Raw genomic sequence first — 12,571 nt, 5'->3', positions numbered from 1 at the left:
ATTATGGAAGATTTATGCGCTCTAAGCGTAGAAGAAATGACTGGTCTTAATTACAAGTGTTCATGTGGTAAAAATCATAGTGTAGGCATAGAAACAATAAAGGTTGGTAACGGCGTTATTACCGAGCTACCCAATGTAATAAAGGCTTATGAAGGCAAGAAAGTGTTTATTATAGAGGATTCACATACCTATGAAGTAGCAGGTGAAAAAGTTGAAGAATTATTAAGAGGTAAATTTAAAGTTAGTAAATACGTATATAAAGAGGAACATTTACATCCTAATGAATTAAGCCTTGGAAGGTTAATCCTTGAAATACCAGTTGATACATCACTAATTATTGCTGTAGGATCAGGTACTATTAATGATATATCAAGGTTTTTGGGTTGTAAACTCAGGATTCCTTATGTAATTGTGGGGACAGCACCATCAATGGATGGTTACGCATCCGTAGTTTCTCCATTAATAAAAGATGGGGTAAAAGTTACTTATGACGGCGTATACCCCTTAGCAATTGTTTGTGATATTGATATTATGAAGCAGGCTCCTATGCAGATGCTTCAAGCAGGCCTTGGAGATATTCTAGGTAAATATACTGCCCTTGCAGATTGGCATATTGCAAAAACTTTAAACAACGAGTACTTTTGTCCTGAGGTTGAGAAATTAGTTTTAAGTACTTTGAAAAAGTGTGAGGAAGCAGCAGCTGGGGTGACAAGTAGAGATGCAAAAACTGTAGAAAATATAACTGATGCTTTAATTTTATCCGGAGTTGCTATTGGAATGGTTGGAGCCTCAAGGCCTGCATCTGGTGGAGAACATTATATATCACATTGTTATGAGATGATGTTTATGAACGGCGGTGATAATTCAAAATGGCTCCATGGTAATACTGTTGGTGTAGGAGTGGGAGTTGTAGCTTACGCTTATAAATTTGCAAAAGACTTAGATATAAATGAAATATTAAAGAAAGGTGACTATTTGCATCTAGATAAAAATAAGTGGATAAAAAATATAACGGATGTATTCACTATTAGTGCAACAAATATTATTGAATTTAAGCAAGATAGTATTAATTTTAATGAGAGGGAAAGAGAAGATACTATGCATAAAATATTAGAGCATTGGTCCGAGCTAAAAAGTATTTGTGACACTAAAGTTCCAGCGCCGGAAGATATAATTAATACTTTGAAAAAAGCAGGTGCAGTTTGGGATCCAAAGGAGTTAGGTCTTAGCAAAGAAATCTTTAGAAAAAGTTTGATTGCTGCAAAAGATATGCGTAATAGATATGGCATTCTTCAACTTCTTGAAGATATAGGGAAGTTAGATGATGCAGCTAGTTATATAACGGACATATATTACAAATAAAATGAGATATTATAGGTATGGTAGGTAGAACACTTGATACAAAAGAGACTTCAAAAGATATTCTAAAAAAAGTGAAATGTTTTATCCTTGATCTTGATGGTACTGTTTATTTAGGAGATAAAATATTAGAGGGTTCTATAGAATTTTTGCAGAAGCTCGAAAAAAACAATATCCCATTTAAATTTTTTACAAATAACTCCTCTAAAAATGCAGAAGTTTATATAAAGAGAATTAAAAAAATGGGATACAATTTGAGTGATGATAAAATGCTCATTTCAAATTATGTAATAATTAATTATATAAAAGAAAATATGCCAAATAAAAAAGTATTTGTTTTGGGTACGCAGTATTTAATAAATGATTTTAAGGCTGCAAACATTAATGTGGTTACTGAGGATGCAGATGTTGTTGTAGTAGGGTTTGATACATCGCTAGTGTATGAAAATGTTTCTAAAGCTTGTGAATATATAAGAAATGGAGCTACCTTTTTAGGGGTAAATCCTGACTTTAATTGTCCAACAGAAGATGGATTTATACCAGATTGTGGATCTATATGCTCTATGATTACAGCGTCTACAGGAGTGGTTCCAGAATTCTTTGGTAAACCGTCGCATCATACATTAAAATATGTCCTTAAAGATACTGGATTTCTCGAGGAGGAAGTTGCTTTTGTTGGAGACAGACTATATACCGACATAGCTATTGGAAAAGGAAATAATTCTGTTACAATTCTTGTTTTGTCAGGAGAAGCAAAACTTGAGGAGTTAGCTGACTCCGAAATACAACCTACACTTATTTTTAAATCATTAGGTGGAGTGAAAAACGTGTTAGAAGAAATTTATCAATAATAATTCTAAAGGAAGCCTTTTGGCTTCCTTTAATTGCTTTTATATACAGAATATATAATGCCTTTAACTTAACATGTTCCATAATATTTTACTAGGTTCAGAACATTTTGCTATATCTTATACATTTGAAGAATGTTATCCTATAATTATTACTCTTATCCTTAAATATAAAATTATATATTAGAATATAAATTACATGAATTGAAAACGTTTATAGGGGCAATAGTTATATAAAAATATATATTTTATGGGGTGAAAACAATGATAAAAAAATTTCCATTAATTAATGATAAGTTAAATCACTTTTATCACGGAGCAGACTACAACCCAGAACAATGGCTTAAATATCCTGGAATATTTGAAGAAGATATAAGACTCATGAAACTAGCAAAATGCAATGTAGTGTCTTTAGGTATATTTTCCTGGGTTACTTTAGAACCGCAGGAAGGAGTATTTAATTTTGAATGGCTTGATAATGTAATGGACAGGCTATATGAAAATGGTATATATACAATTTTAGCTACCCCAACAGGAGCAAGACCTGCATGGATGGCAGCAAATTATGTTGAAGTTTTAAGAGTAGGAGAAAACCGGGTTAGAAATCTTTATGGTCAAAGGCACAATCACTGTTTTACATCTCCAGTTTATAGAGAAAAAACTCAAATAATAAATAAGAAATTAGCACAGAGGTATTCAAATCACCCTGGAATACTAGCTTGGCATATTTCTAATGAATATGGTGGCGAATGCCATTGTAATTTGTGCCAGGACGCTTTTAGAACATGGCTTAAAAATAAATATGGGTCCCTAGAAAGCTTGAATGATGCTTGGTGGACTACCTTTTGGAGTCATACATATACTGACTGGTCTCAAATACAGTCGCCAGCACCTCACGGTGAAGCAGGTGTACATGGATTAACTTTAGATTGGAAGAGATTTGTTACAGATCAAACTGTTGATTTTTGCAAAGAGGAAATCAAACCTTTAAAAGAGATAAACCCTAAGTTACCTGTTGTAGCAAATCTTATGGAACTATTTGATGGATTAAATTATTGGAAGTTTACAGAAGTTCTCGACATAGTTTCCTGGGACAACTATCCAAAGTGGCATGAAAAGGTGGATGAGTCAAATTTAGCATCAAGGATAGCTATGAACCATGATTTATTTAGAACTTTAAAGAATGGCAAACCTTTTATGTTAATGGAAAGTACTCCAAGTGCTACAAATTGGCAAGCTATTAGTAAACTTAAAAAGCCAGGAATGCATTTATTATCATCACTTCAAGCTGTAGCTCATGGATCGGATACAGTGCAGTATTTTCAATGGAGAAAAAGCAGAGGGTCAAGCGAAAAATTTCATGGCGCAGTTGTAGATCATTGCGGTCATGAAAATACTAGAGTATTTAGAGATGTTACAGAGGTAGGGTCGGTTCTTGAAAAGTTAGATGAAGTTTTAGGCACAAGTGTACAACCAGAAGTTGCTATAATTTTTGATTGGGAAAACAGGTGGGCTATAAAGGATTCTCAAGGTCCACGAAATTGTGGAATGAAATATGAGGAGACTGTACACTCACAATATAAAGCATTTTGGGAAAGCGGAGTACCAGTAGATATAATCGATATGGAATGCGATTTTTCTAGTTATAAGTTACTTATAGCACCTATGCTTTACATGGTAAAACCAGGTGTGGGAGAAAAAATTGAAGCCTTTGTTAAAAATGGAGGAACATTTGTAGCAACCTATTGGTCTGGAATAGTAAATGAAAATGACTTATGTTATTTAGGGGGTTTCCCAGGACCACTTAGAAAAGTTCTAGGAATATGGTCAGAGGAGATAGAGAGTCTTTATGATGATGAATCAAATAATATAATATTTAGTTATGACAATAAGATGGGTATAAAAGGTGAATATGAAACGGGAGAGTTAATTGATTTAATACATGTGGAAGGGGCAGAAGTACTTGCCACTTATAAATCAGACTTCTTTGCTGGAAGACCTGCTCTTACAGTTAATAAATATGGTTATGGAAACGCATATTACATCGCATCAAGAAACAAAGATGATTTTAATGAAAAATTTTATGGTGAGTTAATTACTAGACTTGGAATTAAACCAGCAGTTAACGCAAAGTTACCCAAAGGGGTTACGGCTCAACTAAGGTCTGATGGTGAAAATGACTTTATATTTTTAATGAACTTTAACAATGGTGAAGAAAAAGTTGTTTTAGAAGGGGTTGTATATGAAGACATACTTTCTGGAAGTAATTTAGAAGGCGAAACTAATTTGACACCGTTTGGATTTAAAGTAATGAAGAGAAAATCTCAGATATAGAATTAAAAGCAAACACAGAATTAAAAGCAAAACACAGCATTAACGTATAAATCGTTAATGCTGTGTTTTATTTTTATTATATCAATATAGAATAATTGAATAATTACATTATCATATTCTATGTATTAAAATTCTATATATTATTATAATAGTATTATAAACATAATAAAAAAAACAAAGGTGGTGGGTGAAATGTTAACTAATCAAATATTTATGAGTACGGTTTTTGTAGCTGGAATTTTTTCTTTCTTTTCACCGTGCTTAGTGCCATTACTTCCAGTTTATATTTCAATTTTTGCAGGAGATCAAAATAATAGAAATCAAGATAAATATATTAAAAAATTAGGCAGATTAAATATAAACCTTATAGTTATAGCAAAGACATTAGTATTTGTAGGTGGAATATCTACAAGTTTTATAATATTAGGATTTGGTGCTGGTTCTCTTGGAACTCTAATCAATAGTAAATTATTTATAACATTTTGTGGGCTTATAGTTATTATTTTAGGTATTCATCAAACTGGATTAGTACATTTAAAAGGGTTAGATAGAGAAAGAAGATTAATCTTAAGGAGCGATAATGGAATACTTGGAATTTTCCTATTAGGATTCTCATTTAGCTTCGGATGGACACCATGTATAGGACCTATACTTGCAGCAGTACTTGGAATTTCAGCAACAGGTGGTCAGGCATTATATGGAGTATGGCTTATGATAATTTACTCATTAGGTTTAATGATTCCCTTTTTAATAATTGCAATTTTCTCAGATGGTCTTCTAAGACATGTTAAAAAGTTGAATAAGCATTTAGATAAGATAAAAATTGCTGGTGGGATAATTATAATTTTAATGGGTATATTGCTAATGAATAATAACTTGAATTTGATTACAAAACTATTCGAATAAAATAGGAGGGAAAAAATATGTGGAATATAAAATTAATAGGTGCATTATTGATAGCTAGTTTAATTACTTTAAGTTTATCCGGATGTGCTAGAAGTAATAAAACTAATGTTGAAAATAAAACAAATAGTGAAGTAAAAGCAATGAATCAGGGTTCGAGGGCAGCTGATTTTGAATTAAAGGACCTTCAAGGGGTAAATCATAAGTTATCTGATTATGCTGGCAAAAAAGTGTATATAAAATATTGGGCATCTTGGTGTTCTATATGCCTGGCAGGCTTAGATGAGATGAATACGTTAGCTGGCGCTGATAAAGATTTTGAAGTAATTAATATAGTATCACCTGGTTTCAGAGGAGAGAAAAATTCAGAAGATTTTAAAAAATGGTTTAGTGGTTTAGAATATAAGAATTTAACTGTTCTTTTAGATGAGGGTGGAACCATAGCTAATAAATATGAAGTTCGAGGCTATCCAACATCAGTAGTTATAGGAAGTGATGGAACTCTAGTTAAAAAAATAGTAGGACATTATAACAATGAAAAGATTAAGTCTGAATTTAAAGATGTAAAATAAATTAGAAAGGTGGTAATTTTATGAAAACTAAATTTTTAGGATTAATTGTTGGGATAGTTTTTATAGTAGGGGTTGTGTTTTTACTACCTGTTATATCCAAAGTGAAAAATAAAATTAATAACAAACCTAATGTATCAACTGAAACATCGAAATTTCCTAATAATCCTAATACTAATATAAAGTACGATAAAGCAAAATTAAAAGAAGTATGGCTTGCTGGTGGATGTTTCTGGGGTGTTGAAGCATATATGGCTAGAATATATGGCGTATATGATGTGACTTCAGGTTATGCTAATGGTAATAAAGATAACCCAACCTATGAAGAGGTTAGTTCAGGAAAAACAAATTTTGCGGAAACAGTGTATGTTCAATATGATCCAGACAGGGTTAGTTTAGAAACTCTTTTAACTGATTTTTTTAAAGTAGTAGATCCAACTTCTCAAAATAGACAAGGAAATGATGTAGGCAACCAATATCGCTCGGGTATATATTATAAGAACGATATGGATAAAATAGTAGCTGACAAAGTAATTAGAAAGCAGCAAGAGAAATATACAGATAAGATTTATACTGAAGTTTTACCATTAAAGAACTTCTTTTTAGCAGAAGAATATCATCAAGATTACTTGGAGAAAAACCCTAATGGATATTGTCATATAGATTTCTCCGAGCTTAGTGATAATGAGGTAACTATAGATGTTAAAAAATATCCTAGACCTAGTAATGAAGAGTTAAAAACTAAGTTAACAGATATACAATATGCGGTGGCAGTTGAGAATAATACAGAAAAAGCTTTTTCTAATGATTATTTTGATAATGTTGCAGCTGGTTTATACGTAGATGTAGTGACAGGTGAACCACTATTCTCTTCGATTGATAAGTATGATTCAGGATGCGGATGGCCAAGTTTTACTAAACCAATAGCTGCTGAGGTAATTACACTTAAAGAGGATAAAAAATATAATATGACTAGAACTGAGGTTAGGAGTAGAAGTGGAAATATACATTTAGGTCATGTGTTTGATGATGGTCCAAAGGATAAGGGAGGAAAGAGATATTGCATAAACAGCGCTTCTATAAAATTTATACCAATGGACAAAATGGAAGGTGAAGGTTATGGATACCTTCTTAACTTAATAAAATAAATATTTTAAAAGGTTGATTTACTTCAACCTTTTATTTACTTCAATCTTTTATTTACTTCAACCTTTTATTTATAGTTAAGAACTTGGTGAGAGTATACGATAATTAAATAAAACAAGTTACTGGAAGAAAGGAAGGTTTTTATGGAAACAAGAGATAGTAGAAAGTTTTTTAGAATCCAATGTGAAACACCAATATGTACACAAATTTCTATTGTTAAATTCAATAATAAAACGGTTACTACAGGAAAAGGAAATATCTGTGTAGAAAATATCAGCTTCGGTGGTCTTATGTTTCTATTTACTTTAAACCTTCCAGTTAGTGATAATATGCTGATTGAGTTTAAATTGACAATCAATGAGGGTAATACCGCTTTATATGGATATATTATTAGAAAAGAAGAAATTGATGGTGGTATATATAGATATGGGGTTCAGTTTATTAATATTAATGATGAAGAGCAGCAGTTTATAAGCGATCTTAACGGTTTAAGTGAAGATGGTATTTTAAAAAATTGTGCACTTTGCTCAGGAGATATGGTAGATTGCATTAAAAAATATAATGGAAAATTTAACAAGAGAATATATAAAAGGTATAATCTTAATAATAAGTTTAGAGCAAAATTAAAAGTAGACTCATTTAGCAATATATCACGCATCGAGCAGTGGCAAACCATATTAATAGATAATATTTCACAAAACGGTATTCATTTTATTTCCGACATTGATGTACCCATAGATGAGGAGACTATATTAGAATTTATAATAGTTATTGGTAATATAGAGATTAATGTTGAGGGATATGCAATGTGGAGAATAAAAGATGAAGATAATAAATATAAATATGGTGTAGAATTTCATATACCTAAGTTCAAAAAGGAAATGATAGGTAAAATATTAGATGAAGTAATGGATTTAACTTTAGAAAAAGGTTTATTGTCGCAGAAATGTTTTAGATTAAAGTACAATTACGCAAATAATGAAAAGGATAACGTAGAGTGGTGGGTATAAAAAGGATGTGGAGCTAATATGTATAAGTTATTAATAGTTGAGGATGAATATATTATCAGAAAAGGGATTCTATCTTTTGTTAATTTTAAGGAACTCAATATATATAAGGTATTGGAAGCTGGTGATGGGAAAGATGCTTTAGAAATTTTCAAACAAGAATTACCAGATTTAATTCTCGCAGATATTAATATGCCTAAAATGAATGGATTAGAATTTACTGCAGCGTGTAAATCCATAAAACCTGATGTGAAGATAGGCATTGTTACGGGTTATGATTATTTTGATTATGCTCAAACTGCTTTAAAGCTGGGGGTAGATGATTATATTTTAAAACCTGCATCTAAAAAAGATATAGGAGAGGTGCTTGCGAAATTAATTAATAAGCTAAGCGAAGAAAAATATAAGCAGGAGATAAAATCTATTGTTAGTGGCCTTAAGAATAAACCTAATTTAGATGATGATAGTGGATACAAGGCAAAAATACAAAAGGAGATTGAAGATAACATTTCTAATCCTCAGTTATCTTTAACTTTAATTTCTGATAAAATGGGTCTTAGCTTTGGATATTTTAGTAATCTTTTTAAAAAATTAATGGGTGTGCCTTTTCAGGAATATGTTTTTAATGAAAGGATGGAAAGGGCGAAGATTATATTACTTAGTACTGATATGAAAAATTACGAAATAGCAGAGATTGTAGGGTTTGAAGATCCTAATTATTTCAGTACTGCTTTTAAAAAGAAATTCGGTTTATCTCCAAATCAATATAAAGAGAAAGTAAGAGGCTAAATTTATGAGTAAACCTAAAGTTTATAATAAAATAAAATTTCAAATCACAAGTTTTTATTTTATAGCAAGTTTAATAGCTATTTTTCTGATGGGATTTATTCTATATAATAGTTTTTTTAATATAGAACTAAGCAAAGATTTAAATGCTACAAAAATAGCTGTAGAAAAAAGCGGAAATTATGTGGAACTTTACGTGGATAAACTCAAAGTAATATCTAATATTTTGGTTAAGAATAATGAAGCTATAAAATATTTAACTGGAAAAGAAAGTGTAGAGCACGCGTCAAGTTTAAATTTATTATTAAAGAATACAATTGAAAGTGATTCATCTATAAAATCAATCATAATAGTAGGTAAAGATGGAAGGCTTATATCAAATGAAAAAAAATTAAATATGTCTATGTCAAGTGATATGATGAAGCAACAATGGTATGTTAATGCTATTAATAGTAATAACATGCCCGTTTTGACAAAAGCAAGGATGCAAAATTTTTCAATGGATAAAGACAATTGGGTTATTTCAATTAGTCAGGAGATAAGAGATAAAAAAGGTAACAATTTAGGGGTACTCTTAATAGATGTTAAATATAAGATTGTTGATAACTTTTTAAATGACTTAAATGTTGGGGATAAAGATTATGTTTTTATTCTAAATGATAGAAATGAAGTTGTTTATCATAAAGATACAAATTATTTTATTAGTCCAAAACTTCAAGATAATTTAATAAAAGAGAGTAAAATGGATATGGGATACGATAATAAAAATAAAATGGTAATTCAGCGTTATAAAATTAAAAACACTGATTGGACTTTATTTGGAGTATCAAGCCTAAATGAACTAGAATTAATGAGAAAAAACTTAATAGAAACTATAGTTGTTATAAGTATTATGTTCTTATGTATAATTGCTTACAGTGGAAGTTATTTTGCAGGAAGGATAACGAGGCCTATAGCAAAACTAGAAGAGGCTATGAGAAATATTGAAGAAGATTTTACTCCAGTAGAGTTAGATGAAAAAGGTTGCTATGAGGTACTAAGTTTAGCTACTCACTTTAATAATATGACTAAAAGAATAAAAATACTTTTAGAAGAAATAATTCAAAAGGAAAAGTATTTGAGAACCTCTGAGTTAAATGCTTTGCATAGCCAAATAAACCCTCATTTTTTGTATAATACATTAGATACAATTGCTTGGATGGCAGAATTTAAAGATACTCAAAAAGTTGTATCACTTACAAAGGCGCTTGCTCAATTTTTCAGATTATCACTAAATGGGGGGAATGAGATAACAACGGTATTTAATGAAATAGAACATATAAAGCAATATCTATATATTCAGCAGCAGAGATATGGGGATAAGCTAAGTTGTGAAATCAATTGTGATGAAAATATAAGTCAAGAAAAGATTCTGAAAATTATCATACAACCTATTGTAGAAAATGCGATTTATCATGGAATAAGGCAAGTAGATAGAAAAGGGATCATACTTATAAATGTAAAAAAAGAGGGTAAAGATATTATATTTACAATAAGAGATAATGGTGATGGTTTTGATTTAAGTATATTAAAAAGTGGAAAATCTACTAAAGATATTAAACTTGGTGGAGTAGGAATAAAAAATGTTGATAAACGTATAAAATTATATTATGGCGAAGAGTATGGGGTGAAGATAGAGTCTATTATAGGAGAGGGTACTTGTGTTTATATAAGAGTAGGTGAAATGTAAATATAAGAAACAAAACTGTTTGGATATGAATATGAAGGGAAAGGTGTAGCGTATTGTATAGAGGCAGCCATATTTGTTTCAGGGTTAAACAATGATTTATCGGTTATTATTTGTGGACCAGGTGAAGAAAAACAAGCTCATAAGCCGGATGAATAATTGAAAATAAGTACATACAGCGATTGAATTAAGCCTTATAAGGAAATTGCATTACGGTATTTATCAAAATGAGAAAGAGTAATAATGAAGCTACAGCTAAACATTGGTAAATAAAATACAGTACTAACGCATATGTCGTTAAAGCTGTGTTTTACTTACAGGTGTGAAAATAAACCAATGGTGTTAGCTGAAACAGTTACTATATGAAGAATGGCACTTTTAATTATAATTTAATGTAAATCACCTACTATTTATATGTTTTGTTAGTCTTAATATTGTATATGTACCAAATATTATTGAGTAACTACTTAATTTCAACATATCAATTTGTTTTTCATTTAACATAATAAGTAAGATGTGTATGTATACTAAAAAATAAAATATATATGCTTTCTTTTGCAAATTTCTCCAGTCCTTGCTTTTCATTTTGCACCTGAATTTTTTAAATGATGTAATGAATAATGGTATCATTATTATAAATGCTATAATACCAATAATAATGTAACCTATATAGAGGGGGGGGATTATACCTGTTTTAATAATTTTGGGAAGTTTAAGTAAAATGAAGCGAACCAAATATACAATAGAATGAGGTATAATAAGTATAGATGCTATAATAGCTATCTCTGCCCGGATGCTTAGTAGCCTTCTTGTTATTTTCCATTTAGGGTTAAGAGCACCTGCAAACATTACTAAAATAAAAAATGCTATAGAAATATGTCCTCTCATAAATGCTTTTTCAAGGTAAAGAGCAAATCCATAAAGTTTTGCATTTGAACTTATCCTTAAAATTTCATAAATCGTAGTAATAATTGCAATTAGTGTTGATGCTAAATAATAAGTGCGATAATTTTTTTTAATGCTGGATGTACAAAACAGGGATAAAAGTATAACAAAAGTTAGAGTATAGATTAAAATCATATTGATGCTCCTTCGCGGATGTGTTGTTTGATAATGATTATCAAAGTCATTTTACTTTATTAATTTAATTAAGTCAACTACTTTTGTATGTGAAAATATTATTGGAAAACATATAAATGTTATGAAATAATATGTTACTGAAAAAATCCCTTCTATATATAGAATCAAACCATAGTACCTATATAACGCTAGATATTTCAGAGTATACTAATATGAATATAAATATTTCTGTAGATTTTTTAAAGATAGTTTATTAAGGTATTTAAAAATTTTAAAGATATAAGACCATATCAATATTTAGATTTAAACCATAATTAAAGATATATTTGATATACTTAGCCATGCGTATCCAAGTGCAATATATCGAATTATATATACTTATATGTAGAAATATGAGGATAATCTAGCTAGAAGACATATGGAATGAAATTATGACCTTATTTATATGATAGAATACTCCTTGTCGTCACGAACGAGTGGCACACTAAGCTAAATGTTAATTACAATTTAATCAAGTTTTAAATGAAAACTTATTAAAAGAATTAGTTGACAAAACAAGATATACCTAGTATTATAGTAGAAGTCGTCACTTGATGACAAACAAATTGGTCTTTGAAAATTAAACAGAGAAATAGGTAAACTTAGCAAAATAATATTTTGTTAAACCAGTCAATTACTTTAGTATAAAGTAAAATTTAGTCGTAAGACTAAAAAGTATGTAATGAGCTTGAGTAACAACTTAACAGTTGTCTCAGATTAATTATTTCAACTAAAAAGTGTAAACTTTTAAATTGAGAGTTTGATCCTGGCTCA

General features: G+C 30.1%; 10 protein-coding genes. 9 read left to right on the top strand and 1 reads right to left on the bottom strand.

Features of this window, described 5'->3' with window-relative positions; genetic code table 11:
- The first annotated feature begins 3 nt into the window (after positions 1-3).
- The 9 genes from KPL55_RS22370 to KPL55_RS22330 all read left to right on the top strand — a co-directional run bounded on the left by KPL55_RS22370 (position 4) and on the right by KPL55_RS22330 (position 10,681).
- Complete coding sequence (locus KPL55_RS22370) at positions 4-1,362, top strand: sn-glycerol-1-phosphate dehydrogenase (protein ID WP_216308981.1); 1,359 nt, start codon at positions 4-6, stop codon at positions 1,360-1,362.
- A gap of 17 nt (positions 1,363-1,379) precedes the next feature.
- Positions 1,380-2,210 carry an HAD-IIA family hydrolase gene (locus KPL55_RS22365; RefSeq protein WP_216308980.1) on the top strand — a complete coding sequence of 277 codons (831 nt, stop codon included), beginning with the start codon at positions 1,380-1,382 and terminating at the stop codon, positions 2,208-2,210.
- A 261-nt stretch (positions 2,211-2,471) separates the two neighbouring features.
- On the top strand, positions 2,472-4,541 hold the full coding sequence (locus KPL55_RS22360) for a beta-galactosidase (RefSeq protein WP_216308979.1): 2,070 nt from the start codon (positions 2,472-2,474) through the stop codon (positions 4,539-4,541).
- A 192-nt stretch (positions 4,542-4,733) separates the two neighbouring features.
- Positions 4,734-5,447, top strand: coding sequence for a cytochrome c biogenesis CcdA family protein (locus tag KPL55_RS22355; protein WP_216308978.1), 714 nt, complete (start codon positions 4,734-4,736; stop codon positions 5,445-5,447).
- A gap of 17 nt (positions 5,448-5,464) precedes the next feature.
- Positions 5,465-6,016, top strand: coding sequence for a redoxin domain-containing protein (locus KPL55_RS22350; protein ID WP_216308977.1), 552 nt, complete (start codon positions 5,465-5,467; stop codon positions 6,014-6,016).
- 20 nt (positions 6,017-6,036) lie between these two features.
- On the top strand, positions 6,037-7,161 hold the full coding sequence (msrA, locus tag KPL55_RS22345) for a peptide-methionine (S)-S-oxide reductase MsrA (protein ID WP_216308976.1): 1,125 nt from the start codon (positions 6,037-6,039) through the stop codon (positions 7,159-7,161).
- Positions 7,162-7,302: 141 nt separating this feature from the next.
- Positions 7,303-8,169: a PilZ domain-containing protein gene (locus KPL55_RS22340; protein ID WP_216308975.1), complete on the top strand. Its 867-nt coding sequence runs from the start codon at positions 7,303-7,305 to the stop codon at positions 8,167-8,169.
- An 18-nt stretch (positions 8,170-8,187) separates the two neighbouring features.
- Positions 8,188-8,955 carry a response regulator transcription factor gene (locus KPL55_RS22335; protein WP_216308974.1) on the top strand — a complete coding sequence of 256 codons (768 nt, stop codon included), beginning with the start codon at positions 8,188-8,190 and terminating at the stop codon, positions 8,953-8,955.
- Between the two features lie 4 nt (positions 8,956-8,959).
- The gene (locus tag KPL55_RS22330) at positions 8,960-10,681 is read left to right on the top strand and encodes a cache domain-containing sensor histidine kinase (RefSeq protein ID WP_216308973.1); all 1,722 of its coding nucleotides are present in this window, start codon (positions 8,960-8,962) and stop codon (positions 10,679-10,681) included.
- A 396-nt stretch (positions 10,682-11,077) separates the two neighbouring features.
- Here the strand turns inward: KPL55_RS22330 and KPL55_RS22325 are convergent, their stop codons facing one another.
- The gene (locus KPL55_RS22325; RefSeq protein WP_216308972.1) at positions 11,078-11,758 is read right to left on the bottom strand and encodes a ferric reductase-like transmembrane domain-containing protein; all 681 of its coding nucleotides are present in this window, start codon (positions 11,756-11,758) and stop codon (positions 11,078-11,080) included.
- Positions 11,759-12,571: the final 813 nt, after the last annotated feature.

Source organism: Clostridium lacusfryxellense, from assembly GCF_018861735.1.
Classification (GTDB): Bacteria; Bacillota; Clostridia; order Clostridiales; family Clostridiaceae; genus Clostridium_AD; species Clostridium_AD lacusfryxellense.
The sequence above is the reverse complement of the archived record's forward strand: the minus strand, read 5'-3'. Positions and strand labels throughout refer to the sequence as shown.